The sequence below is a fragment of the Mesorhizobium sp. LNHC221B00 genome (assembly GCF_000502935.1).
Lineage (GTDB): Bacteria > Pseudomonadota > Alphaproteobacteria > Rhizobiales > Rhizobiaceae > Mesorhizobium > Mesorhizobium opportunistum.
Window position 1 is genome coordinate 422,238 of record NZ_AYWR01000003.1, and the last position, 22,396, is coordinate 444,633.

The 22,396-nt window shown below is 58.9% G+C and carries 13 protein-coding genes and 1 pseudogene; 6 read left to right on the top strand and 8 right to left on the bottom strand.

Annotation, left to right across the window (positions count from 1 at the left end; translation table 11 throughout):
* Nucleotides 1–169: 169 nt before the first annotated feature.
* The gene (locus X741_RS24000) at nucleotides 170–1,246 is read right to left on the bottom strand and encodes a RelA/SpoT domain-containing protein (protein ID WP_023776678.1); all 1,077 of its coding nucleotides are present in this window, start codon (nucleotides 1,244–1,246) and stop codon (nucleotides 170–172) included.
* 383 nt (nucleotides 1,247–1,629) lie between these two features.
* Here X741_RS24000 and X741_RS160205 point away from each other — a divergent pair, with 383 nt between their 5' ends.
* Nucleotides 1,630–2,697: a cyclic nucleotide-gated potassium channel gene (locus X741_RS160205; protein WP_023776679.1), complete on the top strand. Its 1,068-nt coding sequence runs from the start codon at nucleotides 1,630–1,632 to the stop codon at nucleotides 2,695–2,697.
* A 493-nt stretch (nucleotides 2,698–3,190) separates the two neighbouring features.
* Here X741_RS160205 and X741_RS1000000170795 read toward each other — a convergent pair.
* A pseudogene (locus tag X741_RS1000000170795) lies at nucleotides 3,191–3,610 on the bottom strand (site-specific integrase); the annotation flags it as partial.
* A 534-nt stretch (nucleotides 3,611–4,144) separates the two neighbouring features.
* Between X741_RS1000000170795 and X741_RS160200 the strand changes: the two are divergent.
* A complete protein-coding gene (locus tag X741_RS160200; protein ID WP_023776681.1) occupies nucleotides 4,145–5,293 on the top strand; it encodes a porin in 1,149 nt (382 codons plus the stop codon).
* Between the two features lie 142 nt (nucleotides 5,294–5,435).
* Here the strand turns inward: X741_RS160200 and X741_RS160195 are convergent, their stop codons facing one another.
* The 4 genes from X741_RS160195 to X741_RS1000000169565 all read right to left on the bottom strand — a co-directional run bounded on the left by X741_RS160195 (nucleotide 5,436) and on the right by X741_RS1000000169565 (nucleotide 13,256).
* The gene (locus X741_RS160195) at nucleotides 5,436–7,100 is read right to left on the bottom strand and encodes a sulfotransferase (RefSeq protein WP_023776682.1); all 1,665 of its coding nucleotides are present in this window, start codon (nucleotides 7,098–7,100) and stop codon (nucleotides 5,436–5,438) included.
* A gap of 407 nt (nucleotides 7,101–7,507) precedes the next feature.
* On the bottom strand, nucleotides 7,508–9,901 hold the full coding sequence (locus X741_RS160190; protein ID WP_245272657.1) for a mechanosensitive ion channel family protein: 2,394 nt from the start codon (nucleotides 9,899–9,901) through the stop codon (nucleotides 7,508–7,510).
* Between the two features lie 256 nt (nucleotides 9,902–10,157).
* The gene (locus X741_RS160185; RefSeq protein ID WP_245272658.1) at nucleotides 10,158–13,055 is read right to left on the bottom strand and encodes a glycosyltransferase; all 2,898 of its coding nucleotides are present in this window, start codon (nucleotides 13,053–13,055) and stop codon (nucleotides 10,158–10,160) included.
* A 21-nt stretch (nucleotides 13,056–13,076) separates the two neighbouring features.
* Complete coding sequence (locus X741_RS1000000169565; RefSeq protein ID WP_023776685.1) at nucleotides 13,077–13,256, bottom strand: hypothetical protein; 180 nt, start codon at nucleotides 13,254–13,256, stop codon at nucleotides 13,077–13,079.
* A 540-nt stretch (nucleotides 13,257–13,796) separates the two neighbouring features.
* Here X741_RS1000000169565 and X741_RS160180 point away from each other — a divergent pair.
* Genes X741_RS160180 through X741_RS160165 form a run of 4 tightly spaced genes read left to right on the top strand, consistent with a single transcriptional unit; the run spans nucleotide 13,797 to nucleotide 18,298 of the window.
* Nucleotides 13,797–14,462: a hypothetical protein gene (locus tag X741_RS160180; protein ID WP_031249829.1), complete on the top strand. Its 666-nt coding sequence runs from the start codon at nucleotides 13,797–13,799 to the stop codon at nucleotides 14,460–14,462.
* 6 nt (nucleotides 14,463–14,468) lie between these two features.
* On the top strand, nucleotides 14,469–16,718 hold the full coding sequence (locus X741_RS160175; protein WP_023776686.1) for an OmpA family protein: 2,250 nt from the start codon (nucleotides 14,469–14,471) through the stop codon (nucleotides 16,716–16,718).
* A gap of 11 nt (nucleotides 16,719–16,729) precedes the next feature.
* Complete coding sequence (locus X741_RS160170; RefSeq protein ID WP_023776687.1) at nucleotides 16,730–17,224, top strand: Rab family GTPase; 495 nt, start codon at nucleotides 16,730–16,732, stop codon at nucleotides 17,222–17,224.
* A gap of 3 nt (nucleotides 17,225–17,227) precedes the next feature.
* Entirely contained in the window at nucleotides 17,228–18,298 is a 1,071-nt protein-coding gene (locus X741_RS160165; RefSeq protein ID WP_023776688.1) for an adenylate/guanylate cyclase domain-containing protein, read from the top strand.
* A gap of 89 nt (nucleotides 18,299–18,387) precedes the next feature.
* Here the strand turns inward: X741_RS160165 and X741_RS160160 are convergent, their stop codons facing one another.
* The gene (locus X741_RS160160; protein WP_023767405.1) at nucleotides 18,388–19,068 is read right to left on the bottom strand and encodes a redoxin domain-containing protein; all 681 of its coding nucleotides are present in this window, start codon (nucleotides 19,066–19,068) and stop codon (nucleotides 18,388–18,390) included.
* A gap of 19 nt (nucleotides 19,069–19,087) precedes the next feature.
* Entirely contained in the window at nucleotides 19,088–22,387 is a 3,300-nt protein-coding gene (locus tag X741_RS160155) for an adenylate/guanylate cyclase domain-containing protein (RefSeq protein WP_023776689.1), read from the bottom strand.
* Nucleotides 22,388–22,396 lie beyond the last annotated feature (9 nt).

Consider the following 22,396-nt stretch of genomic DNA (forward strand, 5'->3'; position numbering starts at 1 on the left):
GAGCGAGCGGCTGATGAAACCGGCAAAGGATTTCGAATTACACGGCGAATTCCCGTCGAGGAAGGCCAATGGTCCGGCTACCTCATATGGAAGAAGCGACCGCTTAGCCAACCGTAATCGGGCGTTTCGTACGGCTTCGGATCTACCATCCGGTGCGGGATGGATGCTCCTATTCGAGAGCCGCCTTTCCCGAGCAGATGGACTTCAGACTACGGGTGAACAATGAAACGCCCCCGAAGTAATTCTGGTATATTTCAACAAGTTTTTCGACCTTGTCCACTTCGACCAAGACAGCCGTCCAATCAAGTCCCCTCAGTGCGATTTTCGCCTCAAGATCCTTTAATTTCAGTGCGCCCAGAATAATAGTTCGAAAAGATTCGATGGTAACGTTACGATCCGTACTATATTGTATTAAATGGTGTCGAACAGTCCCTATTGATTGTGCGATGCTCCCTGATGGGCTATAAATATTCGCGATGTACTCAAGCATAGTTGTCGCACCTATACGCCTGTTGATATCTCGCAATTCCCGCACTCGGTCATCGTGATCCGGAACACCGACAGGAATGGGACACTGCTCAACCTGTGCGAATTCCGCCGACATGAGCTGGAAAAGGCGTAGCCAATCCTGCTCGCCGTTTCCGTGCTTTAAATCCTGGCGCCGGAATAGCCCGACGGCCTCAACTGCAGTTGCCCATGAGTGCTGAAGTGTGGTCCGAACTTGCAGTTCGATGCGTCGTCCCTGGAACGCTTCAGTCTCGGCAGTTCTGGGTCGGTACTGCAGAACAATATGGTGACTTCGATAGCCGTCCGGCTTCGGCTCATCGATATAGTTGAATTCCCGAGAGCGGATCTCATGGGGGAACTTGTCTCGCATCGATGCGAGAAGCAAGCGGACGCTATAGATGTCGGGCATGATCGCTCGGCAGCCGCCGATGTCGTTCATGGTGTCCAAATTGGTGGTGGACTCTCGAAGCTTTCGACAAATGGATGCCAGACGCTTCGGACGCGATGCCATGTCGCCCTTCAATCGCAGGGCTTTCATGTGGTGACCGACAGAGAACCGAACGCTCCGCATCGGCAGAAAGTGCGAGTCGCGCCAGTTATTGGCGATGGAGAAGATCCGCATCGTGTCCACGTATTGGCCGGCGGTGGTGTCTTGTCCGAACTGCATAGGTTTTGCCAGCCGGTCGCCTGCCTTGCGAACGGCTTGCATGCTGTATTTGAGGCGCGGGTACTCAGTCATTGAACCCTAAAGTCAAGGGAGGCCGCCTCATTCTGAACTGGGCGGGACGACCGCAAGAGAATCGGATCTCATGGATCGTACCGCTTTGATACCTCGAGTGCGCTCAGAGCGGCTGGATCGAAGCCACGAGACCTCGACAGTGCCTCCTTGAGTTGCCTCAGCGGTGACTCACCGGCCCTGGTAACTTGAGCGCATGCAACGTCGCAACCATGCAGTTGCCGTCGCGTACTAACAGCGCCTCTCGAGTGATCTGGCGCACCTGGCCTTTCGGTCCCGACACGGAGTTTCACCTTGTGATGAACATCCCGGTGAAAGTATGCACCTTTGCGCTTGCCTTGAAGGCATCCTATTCTGGAGGAATAGCATCCGCTCATGGGCATAGAATGTCGGTACTGCCTTTCTTGAGAATTTACGCTCCGCTAAACGCGGTGCTGGCTGCGCCTGGGCTGCTGGCGGTGGCTGCGCTCACCATGCCGGGCCTATCGGGACGAAGCAGGCTGGCTCTGGCTGCCGTGCTGGCGGTCGTTTGGGGCGCTTATTTCCTGCAGATGGCCGAGACGCTGCTCAAGCGCTGGGCGGGAGACCTTCGGGATAGAACGCCGGCAATCGCCATCGATATGATCGCGGTTTTGGTTCCATTCGCTGCATTTCTGCTCGAAGGCACGCCCGACCGGAGCCTCTACTGTGCTGTCTGGCTGCTCAAGCCGCTGCGTGACTCGACTTTCTTCCCGGTACTGGGCAGGGTGCTGGCCAACGAAGCGCGCAACCTGATCGGCGTCACTACGCTTTTCGGCGTCGTTCTGTTCGGTGTCGCGCTCGCGGCCTATGTCATCGAGCGCGACATCCAACCTGAAAAATTCGGCAGCATCCCTCAGGCAATGTGGTGGGCGGTGGTCACGCTGTCCACCACAGGTTATGGCGACGCCATTCCGCAAAGTTTCGCCGGCCGCGTCCTTGCTGGGGCGGTCATGATGTGTGGCATCGGCGTCTTTGCGCTGTGGGCCGGCATTCTTGCCTCCGGCTTCTATCAAGAAATCCGTCGCGAGGATTTCGTCCGCAATTGGCAATTGGTCGCCTCCGTGCCGTTGTTTCAGAAGCTCGGCCCGGCCGCGCTGGTCGAGATCGTTCGTGCGTTGAGGCCTCGTAGTTTGCCGGCCGGCGCCGTGATCTGCCGAAGGGGCGAGACCGGGGATCGGATGTTCTTTGTTGTGGAGGGGCGGGTGAGCGTCGTGATGCCGAACCCAGTGGAGCTTGGCCCTGGCGCCTTCTTCGGCGAGATGGCGCTGATGAGCGGCGAACCGCGTACGGCGACCGTCAGCGCCGCAACGGCGGTCTCACTCCTGTCGCTGCACGCGGCGGATTTCCAGATGCTATGCAGCAGTAGCCCGGAAATCGCAGAAATAATCCGCAAGACCGCGCGCGAGCGGCACGGCACGGCACCGACGGCTTGACCGTACCAAGGTGACCGTCAGGAGGAGGGCGCGACTGCAAGGGCTGCCCCTGTCGAGAATGGCTGGCGAATTATATGGGTGGCTCTTGACGGGACGTGGAAGGTCCCAGAGGCGCAGCCGCCGAGTCCGCTGCGGTGGGCAGTCAGTGAGACGACGGACCGCGACCACCCGCTCGGGATCATGTCGCGTTGTGCAAGGTTCTCAACTGAACGACCGCCACCAAATGCGGGGGCTAAACATCAGGAGCATGCTCCACGGCCAGACGCGCGGCAGCAACAACATCCGCGAGCGTCCCAGCTAGCAGAGTATCTATCGGCGAGTTCCCGCCAAGCTTGTCCGTCGGCGTCATCAACCATTTCCAGGCAAGCCGATGATCGCCAAACATGGCGATCAACTCAGCTGTCCCATCTGCAGGGCGAGCATCGACAAACTGCTTCAATGGAAAAACAAACCTGCTGCTTCCAGATTTAAGTGCGATCACCTCATCGCGTTTCTGCCACTCGGCGCCAAGTCCGACCCCGGCTTTCGCCTCGTTCCAGATGGCAGCGAACTGTGCCTGGCTCAACTTGGTGAACGGGCCTTTCGACCGACGGCGTCCGTCCGGAGGCAGCCTGATCACCTCCTTGACCTGCTCGGTCATCGGGATGGTGCAGTTGCGGCTGGATATGATGGTTTGGAAACTGACGCGATGTTCCTTGATGTCGTTCCAGGTCAGCCCGAGCGCCTCGCCGAGACGACAGCCGCTATCGACGAGGAAGACGGAAAGCCTGTAAGCGTCCTCGCTGCGGCTCTTAATGGCGGCGAACAGCCGCGCTTCTTCATCCCTCTCGAGAAAACGAATCCGTCCCGCCCGCTCTTTCTGGCGGCGGAACTCGTGCAGGCTCTCGAGATCTCCCATGTTGTAAGCCTTGCGGGACAGTGGTCGGGAGTTTCGGATCAACCAAAAGATTGAGCCTCCCCTAGCAGGGCAGCGCCTTCGACCACTCGGCCGCCTCTGCGTTGCGCCGCTGGATAAAAGCGCCGCCACGATCAACAAGCCCGCATCACTATATGGAAAAATAAGATGGCGCCGGAAATCGCGGGTTTCCCCAGCTGCGGCAGTTCTGCGGCAAATCCCAGGCTGGCGTGTCCAGGCCTTGCCATGATTCCGTCGGCCGATTGCCGGACTTGGCTGGAAACAAGCGGTTGCGGCGGGCCTGAAGGTTAACGAGAGCTTTCCAAGTGAGGCCAAATCGTGACGTTTCTGCAACACAGGTCGGGGATAGCGGCCGAACTATCCCTGCGCCGATACGATCGTGGTTGAACGCCGCCGGCTCATGGGTAATGTCGAATTCGAAGGAGCGGCGCGGTGCGCATCTTTTTCGGTAGTGGGGATGGGGCAGGGAACGCTGTCCTTCAGCAAAGAATACCCAGACCCGTTTTTTAACTTTTGACTGGAGGTCAGAAAATGAACATCAAGAGCCTTCTTCTCGGCTCCGCTGCGGCCCTGATCGCAGTTTCCGGTGCGCGCGCCGCCGACGCCGTCGTCGTCGCCGAGCCGGAACCCGCTGAATACGTCAAGATCTGCGACATCTACGGCGCTGGCTACTTCTACATCCCCGGCACCGAAACCTGCCTGCGCATCGGCGGCTACATCCGTTACGACATCGGCGTCGGCGACGTGGGTTCGTTCGACGGTGCGACAAGCGCCGATCACGAGGTCCGCGGCGACAGCAACGACACCTTCTACAAGCATGCCCGTTTCTCGCTGAAGACCTGGACCGGTCAGGAAACCGAACTCGGCACCTTGAAGACCTATACCGAGACCCGCTTCAACTTCCAGAATAACAACCGTGACTCAGGCAGGTTTGGAGCGCTCAATACTGCGGACAACGGCACCGTCTCGCTGAACTTCGCCTGGATCCAGCTCGGTGGTCTCCGCGTTGGTAAGGACGAATCGGCCTTCGATACGTTCATCGGCTACGCGGGCAACGTCATCCAGGATACGCTGGTTCCCTATGGCGGTTTCGACACCAACGTCGTGCAGTATTACTTCGACGCTGGCAACGGCTTCTCGGCTGTGGTCTCTCTCGAAGAAGGCTCGGGCACCGAAACGATCGACAGCTATGTTCCGCATGTCGTCGGTGGCGTGAAGTGGACGCAGGGCTGGGGCGCGGTTACTGGCGTCATCGCTTACGACAGCAACTATGAAGAAGTCTCCGGCAAGGTCCGTTTGGACGTCAACGTCAACGACGCTCTGTCGCTGTTCGTCATGGGCGGCTACGGCTCCGACGACAACCTCACCGACGGCACTTGGGCGTTCCCGGCTGGCGGTCGCGGCTTCTACAAGCCGTGGAGCGGCAATTGGGCAGTCTGGGGCGGCGGCACCTACAAGTTCAACGAAAAGACCTCGTTCAACCTCCAGGCGTCGTATGACGAAGGCAAGAACATCGGCATCGCCGCGAACGTTGCCTATGACATTGTTCCCGGCCTCACGATCACCGCCGAAGTCGACTACTCGCGTCTCGGCGATGACTCCGTGTCGAACTGGACCGGTATTTCTCCTGGCCATGACGACGCAATCGGCGGCATGCTTCGCTTCCAGCGCTCGTTCTAAAAGGCGCTGCTTGATTGAAATCGAAAACCCGGCGGGCAACCGCCGGGTTTTTTCATGCTGTCTGTATGGAACTTCGGACAGCCGATGGCATGGACGCCCGCCTGCTGCAACCTAAGCTGCGCGCAGCATCAGGCACTACCGGTCAAACCTCAGCAAGATCGCCCAAGGCCTCGATCAACGGCTGAATCTCGCTTTCGTAATTCTTCCAACGCTTGACGGACGACGTATAGATCGGCTGCCGGACCTGCCAATTGCTGTAGGTATTTACTGAGCCGCCCCTGTCAAAAAAGCGCAGGCAGGCATCGTCCCACGGCAATCCGAGATAATCTATGAGCCGGCGTGACTGCTCCTCCTGATTTTCGATCAACGTCTCGTAGCGATTTTCGAAAATACGACCCGGGAAAACCTTGTCCCAATGCCGCATCAAGCGATCATACTCCCTGTAGTAAAGCCCCAGCGTCTCAAGATCGGCACTGTAGCTGTGAGCTTTATTGAACTGCAGGACGAAACAGGAGATGCAATTGTCGATGGCGTCGCGACGACAATGAATGATCCGCGCTTTGGGGAAAAGAAGGCCAACCAGGCCAATCAGCTCGAAATTATGAGGCATCTTGTCAATAATTCGCAGTGAGTCGGGAGCCCGCTCGCGCAGATAAGCAAGGTGCTCTTCGGCCAAAGCCCTGGTCAGATTGGGAGTAATCATCGCGATCGATTGGCTGAGGTTCACGTTGGAGCGGTCTGCGACACCGAGTCCATTGGCTGTTCGCCTAAGTTTGCTGAGTTCGCCGGCGCCATGAACATTGGAGTGGCTGGCACAGATCTGCTCTGTCAATGTCGTGCCCGAACGAGGCATGCCAACGACGAATACAGGCGCCTCCGAGGGATTGCCGAACGCGGCTCTTGAAGTCACCAGTTCCGGCGTGAAGGTTGCGATCATGCCATCGACCCAGCGACGGTACGATTGCAGATCGAATGTGTGGCCCCCAGCTTGATTCCCCTTCTTGAAGTGATCCATCGCCTCCTTATAGCGACGGAGGTCGTTGAGAAGCTTTCCTGCGGCGTGATGGAGCGCTGCCGCTCCCTCCGGCCCATGGCCCGGGTCTTGAAGCTCCGTCAGGATTGCCCCGAGCTCTGGCGGCTCTTCAGCGAATTTGCGCGTGCGTACGAGCGCATTGTGGGCAGCCGGTACCTCGATGCGCCGTTCTATTGCCTCTTTCAGATGAACCGCGGCTTCGTCCATACGGCCGAGGCTTGCGAGCGCGCGGGGCAGCCCCAATCGGGCTACGGGATGATTTCGGTCAATCCTGAGCGCCTTCTCAAAGAGCGGCAGCGCCATCTCCCCCTTGTCAAACGCATTGTAGGCATCGCCCAAGGCGCAAAGCGCCTCCACCAGATCCGGCTTCAACTCAAGGGCGTACTGAAAGTGCTTGATCGCCGGCGTAAATTCGCTGACCTTCAAATAGGTCTCGCCGAGGCTTAGATGGTAATAGGGATTCTGCGGATCCTCTGCCACCGCCCGAGCGAAATATCGCAGTGACTTTTCGTCATCGAAATCGAGCCCGAGCGTTCCCAGGATATACAGGGCCAGCGGATGGTTGGGCGTGCGAGCCAGGACCCTGTGGCACAGTTCTTCAGCCTCGGATAGACGTTCGGCCTGCTGCCACTCGAGCGCCTGCCGTAAAAGCAAGTCGTCGGCGTGGCTGCGGTGGGACCGCGCTTTGGATGACGCAGCCTTCGGTGATGCCGACTTCGGCGACGGTGGAGTCCTGAGGTGCTTTGCCCATGCGGGCGGCAATCGGTTGCTCATCCTGTTTGGCTAACAAAAGGGGCTTGGAGAATCCAGCCTCAATAGCCGTTTTGCGCAGAGCGCTGGCGTCGCCCCACGATTTCCCCATTCTTCTGGATCGAGTCTTATCGGATTTCCGTTCCGCGCTATGCGGTAGTAATCTAGCCCCCTGCGCACTGCCAAGACGATACGGTGATCACAAGTTTTGGCGCGTAACAATCCATTCGTGGGATGCCATATAAGCGACCACCTGCAAACCTCGTCGCGATGTCTCGGCCGGGTCACGGCGCTCCGTCGACCGAACTCGTGTACGCCATGACGTCGGCTCGCGCACCACTGTGGAGACAGTATTGCCGGCGGCGAGGCGCGCACGAACCTTGCCGCTTAGTGGGGATCTCCGACGTCGATCCGTTGACGGACGCTCTTTCCTATTCCGTTGTGCTAGCCTTTTTTCTGCGACGTGTGTGCGATTGCGCTGCGGCCATTTTTAACACGGGTGTGATGTCCACCGGCGCATTCTCTGCCCCATGTGGGGTCTGTAGCCCCTGCACCTGGACGGTCGGGAATGGGAGTTCGATGCCCTGCTCCTTGAACACCTGGCGGAGGCGTACATAGAATTTGCGTTTCATACCGAAAGCGCCTCCCGGCTTCGTTGTGGCCTTGACCCTCAACACGATGCCGTACTCGCCAAACTCCTGTACGCCCTGCATTTTGATCGGGTCGAGCACCCAGTGTTTGAACTCGGGATCTTCCGCCAATTCGAGGCCGATCCGCTTGATCAGCTTGCGAGCGAAGTCGATATCGGTGTCATAGCCGACGGTGATGTTGAATTTGTCGATAACCCAGTCACGGCTCTGGTTCTGGACGGCCCCGAGTTCCCCAAAAGGTATGGTGAACAGTGGACCACGATGATGACGCAGCTTCACCGAACGCAGCGAAAAGCTCTCCACGGTACCCTTGTAATTGCCCGAGGAAATATATTCGCCGACACGAAACGCATCGTCGAGCAAGAAAAACACGCCCGAAATGATGTCCTTGACGATGGTTTGTGCCCCAAAGCCCACCGCGACGCCGACAACGCCAGCGCCAGCGATCAGCGGGCCGATTTGGATACCCAACGAGGCGAGCATCATAAGCACCGCCATCACGATGATCGATGCGAGCAGAATGTTCTGAAGGATCGGCAACAGCGTGTGCAGCCGCGCCTGCTGCGGATCGACCATAGGGACCTCTTCGTCGCTGATCACAGGGTGTGGTGTTTCGATGCCCAGCTTTCGTTCGATCAAGGCTTTGATGATCGACCAGCCGAAATCGGCCGCGAGGGCAATGACCACAACATTGATCAGGCCGCGCAATATGAAGGTCGTCGTATCGCTGTCGCGCATCGATTGCATGTCCAGACCCCAGACACGCGCGAGAAAGTAAGCCGCCGCCAGGATAAAAATCATTCGGATCCCGCGATCGATGACAGCGATCGCCACCGCCGGGATCGTAGGCCGGCCGAGATCTTCCGAACCTGGCCGCAGGACGAAATTAACTCCGCGCTGCGTCATCACGATCGCCAACGGCAGGAAGAATGCGGCGAAGGTGAACCAGAACATTACATAAAGCCCGGCGATGCGCTGCAGGAACAGGACGACCAAATAAGCCGTCAATAGCCATGTCGCTTCCGTGTGAACGCTGTGGCGCGCACCGTCTCGTTGCGTTCTTGGCCGACGCCAGATGGCCAGCAGCAAAAGCAATAGCAGCACGAAATCGGCGCCAAGCGACAGGACCATCATTCCGTCCTGATCGATGCCGAGACCTGGCAAGAGGATGAACGCGGCGGCGAAGAAGGCGAAGACGCCAACGATTCGAGGTAGCCAATAGGACCAATGGTCAGCCACTTCATTGGTGATCGGCAAAGCGCGAACCTCGACCGCGTTCTCGACGTTCATGAAGGAAGGGACCAGCATGGCGGTGACGTACATGCGCACACCCCATGTAATGACTGCCGCCATCAGAAATGTCAGTACAATCTCGCGGATAAGCATTGGCCAGTCGAACAGCATGAACGCGCCAGCGCTGCCCAGTGCGAACGAGACGATCAGCATGCTGGAATAAAGTGTGCGACCGCCGATTTTCTTGGCCCGCCCAACGGGCGTACCCTTCGGTTGCGCGATGATCCAGAGACGAAATGGACGGGTCAACTTGTACGTTGCCCAAGTAAGCGCCAGGCCGGCAGCGATGAACATCGCAATCAGCAAGAGTACGCCGGCAGATCCCTTGCTGGACATATCCTCCATCGTCTCTGCCCGAACGCGCGCGAACTGATCTGGCAGCAGGGGCAAAGTTCGCACGATTCCTCCGATGTGATGCCTGATCATATCGAGCGTCGAGGATGCCATCGTATTCATCTGGCCTGGTGCGGTCGCTGCGCCGGACCGTGCGTCGGCCGGAGAAGCTCCTGTCTCCGCAGGCGCTCTCGTTGACCCAGCATTTCGCTGTTCGGCCACCCAGGCCTTCACTGACGCATCGTCGAGCAGCTCGAATAGCTGTTTGACCCTTTCAGGCGGGACGGTTGCCGGCGCCTGCGCCTGCGCTGGACCAGCCAATAAGAGGGTGATTCCAAAGATGAGCGGCCTGGAAACCAGGACGAACATCGCGCCAAGGTGTCGGCGAGATTGTGCCGGGCGCGCCAGGTTCCTGGTTCCCAATCGTCGAGTGATGAGACGCATCATGCTGTTAACCTTCCGGTCAAATCGGCAGGCAACAACATCTATGCCCGCCATTGCTCCTACGTTGAAGAAGGGGATGCTGCGGCGCAAGACGCCATCGTTCAAGCTAGACCATTGCGTAGGGTCTGGTCGCGCAAATCAGTGATGTGATCCGCAATTCAGGACGCTGGGCCTCACCGGGGCTTCTGGTAGACCAGAACGTATGCCGCGTTGGGTATCGCCGACCCATCGTGGCAGCCAAAAGCGTGACCGTGTGCGTCTATTCCCACTAGCGCGATAGACAGTCGCATCGCCCTCTACACCTGGCGTCTGTCGACCTTGCGCATTGTGAGCGGAAATATGACATGAACAAAGTTCACCTTCAATTGAGAACGGCCTCGACGATGGCAACAAAGTCATCGAGCGAGCGATCCCCACGAATCTCGATGCGCGGAAGGTCGATGGGATCGCTATTAAGGTCCGCCGGCCCGTGTCTGGCGCCGAAGCCGATCCGATAGCCGGACTCCTTGGCCAGCCCGCCGAGCCGTCGATCGGTGACAGAGAAGGGTGCCGCGAACGCGGAGGTTGGCCGGCCGGTCCACCGTTCGATGAACATACGAGACCGCAGGAGCTCGGCGGCCAATTCAGAGCTCGACAGACCATCGATGGCGCGATGCGTCGCCAGATGGCTTCCGAAGAACGCACCTTCGGCGGCGAGACGTCGCACCGTTCCCGCATCCATAAGCGGTGTCGGCGGACCGCTGAGAGCGTCCCACTTTGCACTTTCACCCACCAGGTCCGTGACCAGGAACACTTCCGCGGTCAGGTCGTGCGCACGCAAGATCGGCCAGGCATGGTCGGCAAAGTTCTGGAATCCGTCGTCGAAGGTGATGAGCACCGGGCGGCCAGCGAAAGGCTGACGGTTGGCGATGGACCCTTCAAGTTGCTCGGACATGATCGCGTGAAAGCCATTTGCGCGCAGCCATGCCATCTGGCTTGCGAATGCAGCGGGCGTGAGCCGGAAACGGGCGAGCGCGGCCGGACCTTCATTGGCGACGCTGTGATACATGAGGACAGGGATACGTTGCCGCCGCTCGCCACGAGCGACGTCGCGGCGCAAGACCCGCGCCCCGCCCCAGACGATATTGCGCGCGACCCCGATACCGATGGATGCGCGGACCGGCACATGATCAATCACCGGCTCCGTCGCCATGTGGTCCGGCGACAGGCGGCGGAAGCGATCTATGCGATAGAGTTCGGTCTGGATCGATTGCGCAAGGACGAGGCCTTCGGTCTCTGACAGGGTTTTCGAGATCGTTTGGGCACCGAATGTGTTCCAGTCGAAGCCCGTCCTTTCAATATTGTCGCGTAGCACGAATGCGTGTGCGTTGATGAAACTCCCGCCAGGCGCCAGTGCCTCGACGAATTTTTTGGCGATGCGCCGCAACCCGGCGAGATCATCGAGGTAGTAGAGCACTTCCGAACAGACGATCAGATCCATCTCATTGGGCAGCGTGTCCGCAAAAAAATCCAGTACGCCGAACTCGACATTCGGTTGGTCGATGCAGCGCGCGCGCGCCCGCTCGATGGCTACGGCGGAAATGTCGGTGGCAGTCAAATGGCCCACTCGGGGCGCCAATTGGCGCGTGAAATGGCCTTCCGCACAGGCCAGCTCAAGCGCCCGTCCGATGGGACCTGCCGGCAGAATTTCGAGCTGCCGCTCATATTTTTCCTGTTCGTAGGGCGAGCTGTAGTTCCAGGGATCCTCTGTCGCGAAATACCGGTTCCAGAACGACGTACGATCCTTGTTATGGCCACTCGAGGCCGGTGCACGGCGCGGCGCCGGATGCGGCTGCGTTGCTTCGGCGCTTGACCGAACCAGTTCCCGCGCTTCCGAGATCAATTGCGCGAGTTTGCCGAAGTGGCTGTCCGGATCAGGCCGGCGTTCCGCTGTGGTCGACAGTGCCTCGGCTGCCAGCGTGCTTGATGTGTCGGCACCGTCGTCCTTTTGTGGAAGGAAATTCAGGATCAGTTCGATCCAATGGCGCCTTGTCACTTTCCCGAGTACGCCGAACTGTACGATAGCCCCGATCTGCCCATCCATCATCAGGTAGGCATAGATTTGATCGATTCCTTCCGGAAGCTCGGTCGAGGTTGGATTTCGAGCGTCGACGCGAATTCCGAAGGTGCGCGCCAGCCTGCGAGGAGCGGCAAGATCGTCGGCATCGAGCAGCATTTGCTCGAGATGATACTGTAGGCGACGACCCGCAACCGGGTCGCCCCAGACCTTGCCGAGTTGGATGATCAACTCCGTGATGGCGCCGCCAAACATGTCCCAGCGGGCAGCCATATGGGCTGGCACCGATAGGCTACCTACCATCAGGCCGTCGAAGGTCACCTTGGCGATCTCGCGCGCCCACTTACGCCTTGCCGGGAGGGCGCGCAGGGATTGCGGGTTGATCGAGCCGCCGCCGCTGCCGCAATCCGACGCAGCGTTCCACAGGGCGAACCACGCCAGTGCTTCGGAAGCGGTGCGGCCGCCCGCCGAGATCGCCCCCTTGGCATGCGCCGGCGCTGGGTGCTTGACCCTGGGGTCGATGGCAAAGCCGCGGGCGATAATGATTTCCGCGTCTGCCAGCGTCTGCCTCGAATTGCGGGTGAGCGCGTTGGGGCTGGTTCGATAGAAGGCGAGCGGCTCGTCGACCATCACCCAATTTTTGCCCAGACGCGCGACGCGCTGCCACAGATCCCAGCCCTCGCAGGTGGAAAGAGACACATCAAAACCGCCCAACTCCACAACTGTCGCGCGATCGACCAGCAGCGCGTGAGTGGCGATGGCACATCGGCGGGCGAACGTTTCGAAGGGCTGGCTTGCGACCTCGGGCGCGATGCTCGCCGGGGTGAGCGCTCCATCGGGCATGACGCGCCGCGAACCGCAATAAGCGGCCACTGCATCGGGAGCGGTTTTTAGTGCGGCCAGCATTTTCGTAAGGAAGCTGCCATCCACCCAGTCGTCGGCATCCAGGAACATCAGCCAGTGGCCGCGCGCCGCCGAAATCCCGTTGTTGCGTGCGCCGGCGGGGCTTTTCGCGCAAGAACTCAAGGTCCGAAATCGGGCATCCTGTTCCACATAAGCGGCGATGATCGCGGGGGTGCGGTCCGTGGAGGCGTCGTCGACGATGATCACCTCCCAATCCGTGGTTTCCTGATCGAGAAGGCAATCGAGTGCGCGCGTCAGCGTTACCTCCGCGTTGTGCGCAGGAACTACGATCGAGACCAATGGATTATACGCCACGTTGTCTCACCCGCGCCGGTTCGTAACAGGTAGAACAAGCTGCGTTGATCTTTGTCGGCGCAGGCCGGCACGATCGATGCCGATCCATTCGAGCTCAACGTCGACCATGACTATACCCAGTATCCGGCAGGTCTGCCGGTGAATGCCGGCATGCATTGCGCCGCTGTTTTGCTCGACATCGAACATCGGCACCACACCCTTGCGGTAGCATTATTGTGGATCATTGAGCTTTCGTTTTCTTCTGCAAGAGTTGGCGAATGTCGAAACCCGATACCGGCATCGGATGACAGCACTGCCCTGTCAAGATCGGGGCCAATTAGGGTAGCAAAAAAAGACCTGAAGACAGGCTTGAATGGCAAGCGCTCATGCCCACGCCTTAGTGCTGCGCCGCCCGGCAACAAAAGATGGTCGCGGGCGAACACGCGAGGGCAAGCCGATCCTGATCGAACTGATCGGAACCGCAGTCGAGCGCCGCAGTTGCTGATGATGGGTCCAAGGCACTCGATCTCGATGCCGCAGTGCTCGACGACGGCCGCCAATTTGCGTACATGGTTCCGCAAAAGGGCCTGTTCGCTGGTTGATTGTCGAGCTCGATCAGCATGTCAAATTTACGCGTGAACCCGCTAAGGCGGAAAAGATTCCGGCTTGCGAGCCGGGTGTTTTGCTGACATCTTTACTAGTTGCTAAATTAGCACGGTGTTAGCTGTTTAAATGAAGGGTATACGGATGGCCAAGGAATCTTCGAGTACCGCTTCTCCGGCAAATAAAGCGGACGGAAATCTGACAAGTAATGCAGACGCAAACGGGCTCGCCTTCATGGCGGGCCAGGCTCGCGAGAGCGGGACCCCCGGCGATGCTGTAGGTGTCGACAAGATACGTGATCTGCTGTTCGGCAACCAGATGCAGGACTATGATCGCCGCTTTTCCAAGCTTGAAGAACGGGTCTTGCAGCGCTTCAAGGATGTCGAATCCGAGGCCAAGCGCAATCTTGAAATGTACGAGTCAAACGCGAAAAAGCAGGTCGACTCGCTTGCGGCGCAATTGCGGAACGAAAAAGACGCGCGAGCCGACGCCGACAAGGAGATTGACCGGAATCTTCGCGAGCAAAATCAAGCGCTTGAAAAGCAGGTGCGCGCGTTGTCGGATCAAGTGAACGAGCTTGAGCGCGAAATTGCCGACCGGATAAATCGAAACGATCATTTGCTGCGTGAGGAAATCAAGCAAAAGAATGAAGGCATTCAGATGCTGATGGAGAAAATGTTTTCCGATCTCGGCAACGTCAAGACCGACCGAAATCTTTTGGCCGGCCTGTTTGTCGAGGTTGCAAAATGTCTGAATCAGGATCCCGTCGGCAGCAAGAACAACTCGGACCGTAGCTGGAAAGTGAGTTGATCGGATTTGACGTCGACCGTCGACCCAATCAGCCTTCCGCAAAGAACAGCCTCGAACGATACAGAGATTGATCGCGAGGCTCTGGCCCGTCTTTTGATCGAAATTGCTCGGAACGTTGATCCGGACTACCGTGCGCGTCTCGGAGGAGTTCCAACCGCCGATCCTCGCATGGAAACGCTGCGCCAGTTGCTGGTCAGCCGCGAAATTTCAGAGCTTTCACGAGTTACGCATCTGCTCGACGAACCGGAGCAGCTTGCCGCAGCAGTGGGCGACGTGCTTCCCAATGCAGCCGCACGAGCGCCTCATGCGCAACTCGGTGAGGCGCTTGCGCCGGCTGTCGAAAGGGCTGTGCAACGGTCGATCCAGAAGAGCCCGCGCACGCTGACGGATATATTATACCCTGTGTTTCTTCCAGCAATTCGCAAGTCAATCGGGGAAAAGATCGACCAGACTTTTCAGTCGCTGAATGAAACCTTAAGGCATATATTTACCTGGCATGGCCTAAAGTGGAGACTTGAATCTTGGAGAACTGGAGCCAGCTTTTCGGAAGTTGTGCTGAAGCATTCTCTTTTATATCGTGTTGAACATGTCTTTCTGATTAACCGCACTTCTGGACTCTTGATAGCGCATGTAGCTGCCGACAATGCGACGAGCGAAGATCCTCAACTGATCTCTTCTATGCTGAGTGCAATCCAAGACTTTGTGAAGGACTCATTCAACGAGAAGGAGCAGAGCGGCCTGGACACTATTCGTTTTGGCGACCTTCGTCTCTGGTCAGAAGTAGGACCGTTCGCGACCCTGGTTTCGGTGATCCGAGGAAACCCCCCAGAAGGATTGCATGACATAGTTCGCGACGTGTTGCTCCGTGTCCATGAGGAATACTCGCAGGCTTTAATGGAGTTTGACGGCGACGGGTCGCAGTTGGCCGGCATAGAGGCGCAGTTGCAGGCCTGCGTCGAGCTGAAGCAGGAGGAATCAAACCAGGGATTTCCGTGGCTGGTGGTGGGCCTGGGCCTGCTGCTGTTGGTTCTGGCAGGCGGTTGGTTCTTTCTTTCATGGCAATCCGGGCAGCGCTGGCAGGCTTATGTGTCGCGACTGGAGAGCCAGCCGGGCATCATCGTTGCCGAACAAAACATACGCGATGGCCAATTCTATATTGCCGGCCTGAGAGACCCGCTTGCCGCCGACCCGCAAGCCCTGCTGTCGGGAACGCAGGTCGATCCCGGCAGGGTCCATTCGCAGTGGCAATTCTATCAGAGCCTTGAACCGGAGTTCGTGTTGAAGCGGCTGACGGCGTCGCTGGCTCCGCCGGAGTCAGTACGGCTTGCCATCGTCGATGGGCGCATCGTTGCCGAGGGTGAGGCTCCCGACACTTGGATAGATCGGGCGCGCGCCGCGGCCCGACAGCTTTCAGTAGGCGGACCGGAATTCGACATCTCCAAGGTTCGTGATGTGAGCCCAGAAGCACGCGAGGCGGAGCACTGGCAGTATTATGTGTCGCGACTTGAAGCCCAATCGGGAATCATCGTCGCTCAGCAAACGGTTAGGGGCGGCCAATTCTACATTTCCGGCCTGAGAGACCCGCTTGCCGCCGACCCGCAAGCTCTGCTGTCCGGAACGCAGATCGATCCTGCCCGCGTTCACTCACAGTGGCAATTCTTTCAGAGCCTTGATCCAAAGTTCGTGGTGAAGCGGCTGACGGCGTCGCTGTCCCCGCCGAAATCGGTTCAGCTTTCGATCATCCAAGGTCGCATCCTAGTCGTGGGGGAGGCTCCTGTCGCTTGGATCAACCGGGCGCAGGCCGCTGCCGAACAGCTTTCGGCGGACGGAGTGGTTCTGGATGTCTCGCAACTGCGCGAGTTGAACCTCGAAGAACTTAATTATTTGAGAGAGGCCATCCAGACGACTGATATTTTCTTCTCTTCCGGCAAAGTTGTGCCGGGACCAGAGCAACTGCCGGTTCTCGACAGGCTGGCGGATCAAATCAAGGAATTCGCCCAAAATGCCCGCAAGTCAGGCGTGGCAGCGCGTTTCATGTTGACCGGGCATTCGGACGCCACAGGCCGTGAGACGGCCAACGCGTCGATCAGTGCAGCCCGTGCCGAGACCGTTCGCGCGCTTCTCAACAAACGCGGCGTCGCTCCGGAACTGCTGCTGGTTCGGGGCGCGGGCACTTTTGAGCCGCTGGTGCCTGAAAACAGTCAAGCCGGGAGCTCCACCAATCGCCGGGTTTCGATTACGGTAAACCTGGACTAGGGGAGCCCAAGATGGTGCAAAAAAAGATCTGCATGCTGGGCGGGTTCGCTGTCGGAAAGACGAGCCTGGTTCGCAGGTTTGTGCAAAGCATCTTTTCAGAAACCTACCTGACCACGGTGGGAGTGAAAATCGACAAGAAGAATGTCGCACTCCCAGATAAAACCGTCGATCTGATTTTGTGGGACTTGGCCGGCGAAGACGACATCGGCTCATTCCGCGTCAGCTATGTTCGAGGTGCAACCGGGCTTGTGCTAGTCGTCGATGGGACCCGCGCTGCGACGCTTGCCGTGGCGCTCACGCTGCGCGAACGGGTCGAGGCTGAATTCGGCGCAATGCCGTTCGTAGTGCTGATCAACAAATCCGACCTGGCCGATCGGTGGGCAATATCGGAGAGTGATATCAACGAACTCAGGCAGCGTGGATGGCAAATATATCTGACGAGTGCGCTCTCGGGTGATAATGTCGATGATGCATTTCGTCAACTTGCTTTGATGGTAACCAAGTAGATCATGCATGGATTGCCAAAAGAAGTCAGCAGTTGGATTTTCAACTTCTTCTACAATGGGAACTCCGTCGCTTATCTGAAAATCGACACTCAGTTTTGCGTGGCTGCGAAGGGCGGTAATGTTGAGCATTACGGGCTCTCATCGCTTCGCATTGGCGAGCCCGTTGCCGAGCAGCTTGAATTCATGGAAGGTTTGCTGCCTTGCCCGGAGCTTCCGTTTCACATTGCCATGGTCGAACTGCCCAGCGGGCGTGTCGCTGACCTTCATTTTTTTGCTGACAATGCCTGCGTGTGGCTGCTCTTTCTTGACGCCACTGCCGAACGCGACAATAGGCAGCGGCTTCAACAAAAGGCTTATGAAATGACCCTCCTGCAAGAGAGGGAGCGTCAACTCAACAAGGAATTACAATCGACGAACGAGGCGTTGAGGAAGAGCCAGGAAGGATTGGCGCGTGAATACCATCGCGCCGAAACCCTGCTCCTCAACATACTTCCGGCGTCGATCGCGGAGCGGCTGAAGGCGCACAAAAAAATTGCTGACAACCACGCAGAAGTGAGTGTGCTTTTTGCCGACATAGTCGGTTTTACAGAACGAGCGCGGAGCGTCGGAGCCGTAACGACACTCGCAATTTTAAATTACTTCTTCAAGACGGCGGATCGGCTCTCGGAACGATACGGCTGCGAAAAGATCAAGACAATCGGCGATTGTGTGATGGTGGTCGCTGGCCTGCCCACCGCGCGAGCCGATCATGCGAAGGCACTCGCGCGCTATGCACTTGAGCTGCGTAAGGCGGTCAAGCGCGAACGCTTCGCAGGAGAACCGCTGAGACTCAGAATTGGAATTCACTCAGGGCCAATCGTCGCCGGCGTCATAGGCAAGAGGCGGTTCGCCTATGATTTGTGGGGCGAGACGGTTAATCTCGCCTCGCGTATTCAAACCTCCGCGGAGCCCGATGAAATCCGCATTTCGGATGCAACTCGCCAAATGCTTGGGCCAAATTTTGCTTGCGACCCACTCGAGGAAACGGAATTGCGTGGTACAGGTCGTGTGAGAATGTGGCGGCTCCCGGCCTGATTGCCGCGCAGCAGTGCCGATCCTGGGCTCATTCATCTCAAGCCCCAAGCTGTAACGCGAAGTTTGACCCGATGGTGACCGCCGACGGTCTATTGGGCGACTTGGGACACGGCTGACATCAGCTCTTGCGGGTTTGGCGCCCCAAACATGTATCGCCCACCTTCTGGCACCTCCGTGAAGCTCCAGCGGACGATCCCCTGCCGGTCCAGCAGGAACTGACCGACCAGTTGTCCATGTCCCGTTGCGATCATCTGCTCGTCGGCTTCGGTAAGCTCGTAGTGGTCCTTCTTGTCGAGGATTGCGGCGGCTGTCATAGGATCCATGGGACCGGGCAATTCGCCAGGTATGTCGACCCGCATATCCTGTGCCGCTGCCATCGCGACCTTGTACGGCCAGTTCGTCTCGTTCTCGGTGAATTGGAGATTAGGCAGCCCAAAAGCACGATGTGAAGCGCGTTCCGGGTCCGAGGCCGCAAGCAGGTTCGGCATCGGGTGGTAGCGGAAATAGAGACGCGCCCGTTCGATCGGCGTGTTGACCACCGTCAGGCTCTCCACGCCCCTTTCGCGCAGCTCCGGGTCAAGCCGCGCCTGGGCGGCGATGTGGCGCCGGCAAAACGCACAATGCAAACCTCGAAACAGGCCGACCAGCACCGGTTTTTGCCCGCGAAAGTCGTCAAGCGCAATCTTGCCTTCCTGGGTAATGGCGTCGAGTACCAGGTTCGGCGCCCGGTCGCCCGGTTGAAGTGGTAGCAATTCACTAGGCGCGGACATGTCCAACCCCCTATCCCGGCTAGTCGAGAAAAGGCAGCACCACAAGCGCTTCCGGGTCGAGCCCGTGCTGGGCGCATATACCCTGCGCCAGGGAAAAGTAGCGTTCGGCCTCCGCCAGATTGTCGAGGTCGAGATTAAGCGTTGCTAGACCATCATAGCACGGAAACAGCAGTTGGGGCTCGCCCGTTTCGCGGGCGACGTCCAGTGCTTCGTGGAACAAGCCGACGGCCAGTTCCGGATGGCCGTTGCACTGGTGAATCTGCCCAAGCACGATTAACGGCACCGCCAGGTGCTCGCGCTGGTCGAGTGCCCGGTCGATCTCGATGGCCTTTTCGGCAGCAGGCACGCCCTCCGTTGGACAGCGATCGGTGAAAGTACAACAAGCCACCGCCAGATTGGCGAGGAGGCGCGCCTGGAAGCCCAAATCCCCAATATGGCGCGCGACTTCAAGACCGCGTCGACAGACCTCCATCGCCCGTGCGGGATCGATGGTCGTGTAAAGCACACCTAGATTGGTATAGCCGCGACAGGCCGTGCCCAGCAGACCGGCGGCTTCGGCCAATTCAATGCTATGCTCGACCTGACGCACGGCTTCACAGTTTCGCCCAAGGCGAGCCAGCGCGACAGCCTTCGTATTAAGTGCCTCGGCGGTTACGAGAGTGGCACCGCGCCCCGCCTCGGAAACATGCTCTGCTGTCAGAGTGCGTACGCAATCCAACGCCGCGTCTGCCCATTTTGCCGCGAGATCGTGATCTCCGCTACGGAACGCTTGTCGGCCACGTTCTTGCCAGAGATGCGCCTGCTCGACCGGAGCATCCGCTCCATCGAGGAGCGCTGCCGCTTCAGCGTAGCGGAATTCTGCTTTGTCCCGCTTGCCGACGTCCCAGAGCAGCCGACCGATTTTACGCAGAACGCGGGCAGAGGCTACGCGATCAGCCGACTCACGGTATGCCTGCAAGGCCGCCTCGTAGTGGTGGTGCGCGATCTCGCGGCGGCCCGCCGAGCCGCTCAAATCGGCAATGCGCTCGGTAATTGTAAGTTTGAGCGGTGTTTGCCCGGTCGCCTCCAACGCAGTCAATGCTCGCTCGTAGAAACGAAGGGCGTCGTCGTTGGCGTATATCATGCGGGCGCGATCGCCGGCCGCCTGCAGGTAGTGCGCGCCCTTCTCCCGCTCGGCGCTTTGTGCGAACTGGTGACCGAGCACGGTCAAGTCCTCGAGCCGTTCCGGATTATCGCCGCACAGTTGCTCCAAGGCAGCACCTATCCGCCCGTGGATTTCGGTCCGGCGTTGCCGGAGCAGATTCTGGTAGATCACGTCCTGCAGCAAGGTTTGCGTAAAGCGGTAGCTTTGCGACGAGACAGAGCCTGATCCGGCAACTTCCTCGATGATTTCCGCATCGCAAAGCAGTTCGCAGCCGGCTTCTAGCCAGGCGGGGTCGGCTGTCACGGTCCTCAGAAGGGTGGCATCGAAGCGCGGCCCGATTACCGCGGCTTCCTGGGCCAACCGGCGCACTTCTTGTGGCAGCCGGTCGAAGCGAGTGAGCAACATTGCCTGGACTGTGGCGGGAATGTCGGTTGCGACTTCGCCTGCTACGGTCCGCCATCGCTGCCCCTCGCGCACCAGTACACCGCGATCAACAAGGCCGCGAACAATCTCCTCGACAAAAAGAGGGTTGCCACCAGCTCGGTCGAGGATCTGATCGACGAGCCCTGCTGCGGAGCTTACCCAGCTCTCGCCGAAAAGCGCCGCCAGCAGGCTGCGTCCTTCATCGCTGTTGAGCGGTGAAAGCCTGAGCGCCGTGTGACTGACCCGACTTGAGTCGAGTTGGCCGCTCTCCGGTGCCGAGCGATGCGTGACTAGCACCATCAACCGCGTGCGTTCCAACCTGTCCATCACGAAACGTAGTGCCTCGAGCGAAACGGCGTCGGCCCAGTGCAGGTCTTCGACGACAATCAACAGCGGCGACAACGCAAGCCGCCGTTCGATGATGGTGCGGACCGCGTAGAAAATTTGTCGCCGGAGCTGCTCGGGTTCGACATGCTGCAAGGTGGCATCCGGGTCGCCAAGCCCAACCACATGGTAGAGCAAAGGCATCAGCCGCTTCGCCTCCTCGCCCTGCAGGCCGAGATCGGCAAGCAAGCCTGAGAGCTTCCCCCGCATATCGTCCCCATCGTCGTTTTGCATCATCCCGGCAGCACTGCGCACCACTGCGCCCAAGGCGCCAAATGATTGTTCGCCCAGTGGTGAGCACGTGGTCTGTCGCACGGCGACGTTGCGAAAACGGTCCTCGTCGCCGACACGGGCGACGAACTCCTTCACCAGCCGCGATTTCCCGATACCGGCTTCTCCGACGAGGCGGACAAGTTGGGCCGTGCCGCCGCACGCCCGGTCAAGGCTCGCCAGCATTCTGTCGAGCTCCGCAGCACGACCTATCATCGGCGCGCTGAGGCCGAGCGCCTCGAGCCCACGCGCTGCACGCGGCACCGCAAGCGGTGCATCCAATCGATGGACGAGCACACTGCCAGCCTTGCCGCGAAGCACGACATCACCCATCGACTCGTAAGAGAAGGCATGCCGGGTCAGCCTGTGAGTGAGTTCGCCTACCAGCACTTCACCCGGTGCGGCCAGCGATTGCAGGCGTTGTGCTGTATTCACGGTGTCGCCGGTCACCGAATAGGATTTGGCGGTGCCGATGCCTAATCGTCCAGTAACGACGGGGCCAGTGTTTATGCCAATATGAAGTAATAGAGGCGAGCCGGAGTGAGAGGTGCTTTCGCCGAGCCGCGCCGTCCGGGCGATCATGTCGAGAGCGGCGCGAAGCGCACGCTCCGGATCGTCCTCATGCGCGACCGGTGCACCGAATAAAGCGAGCAGTGCATCGCCGATGAATTTGTCGACGAAACCACCAAAATTTCGCACCGCCGCCGTCAATTCCTTGAACAGCTCGTTCTGCAGGGTTTGCATGACCTCGGGGTCGAGCTGCTCGCTGAGTGTCGTGAAGCCGCAAAGGTCGGCAAAGAGGACGGTTACCGTCCGGCGATCGGCGTCAGAGATGGGCTGCAGCCGTTCGTCGTTATCAATGTTCGGAAGCAGCGACGGAGTTCGAGAGGGCGGCACAATGGTTCGGCTTGGTGTCGGAGCAAGCCGTTCGACGGCTTTTGCGGGCACACCGACGCTTGCCCCACATTTCGGACAGAACCCGAAATCAGATGCGCAGGGATAACCGCAACTGGCGCATGGCACGGGCTGGCGCTTGCCACACCTCGGACAGAAAGCGTAACCGCCCTCAACCTCGAAACCGCAGCCTGCGCAGTCCATCGAGCCAGA

Coding starts and splice junctions, on each gene's coding strand:
- X741_RS160195 (WP_023776682.1), bottom strand. CDS start 7,100: ATGAGCAACCGATTGCCGCCCGCATGGGCAAAGCACCTCAGGACTCCA.
- X741_RS160160 (WP_023767405.1), bottom strand. CDS start 19,068: ATGTCCGCGCCTAGTGAATTGCTACCACTTCAACCGGGCGACCGGGCG.
- X741_RS160200 (WP_023776681.1), top strand. CDS start 4,145: ATGAACATCAAGAGCCTTCTTCTCGGCTCCGCTGCGGCCCTGATCGCA.
- X741_RS160170 (WP_023776687.1), top strand. CDS start 16,730: ATGGTGCAAAAAAAGATCTGCATGCTGGGCGGGTTCGCTGTCGGAAAG.
- X741_RS160205 (WP_023776679.1), top strand. CDS start 1,630: ATGTCGGTACTGCCTTTCTTGAGAATTTACGCTCCGCTAAACGCGGTG.
- X741_RS24000 (WP_023776678.1), bottom strand. CDS start 1,246: ATGACTGAGTACCCGCGCCTCAAATACAGCATGCAAGCCGTTCGCAAG.
- X741_RS160155 (WP_023776689.1), bottom strand. CDS start 22,387: ATGGACTGCGCAGGCTGCGGTTTCGAGGTTGAGGGCGGTTACGCTTTC.
- X741_RS160165 (WP_023776688.1), top strand. CDS start 17,228: ATGCATGGATTGCCAAAAGAAGTCAGCAGTTGGATTTTCAACTTCTTC.
- X741_RS1000000169565 (WP_023776685.1), bottom strand. CDS start 13,256: ATGTTCGATGTCGAGCAAAACAGCGGCGCAATGCATGCCGGCATTCAC.
- X741_RS160180 (WP_031249829.1), top strand. CDS start 13,797: ATGGCCAAGGAATCTTCGAGTACCGCTTCTCCGGCAAATAAAGCGGAC.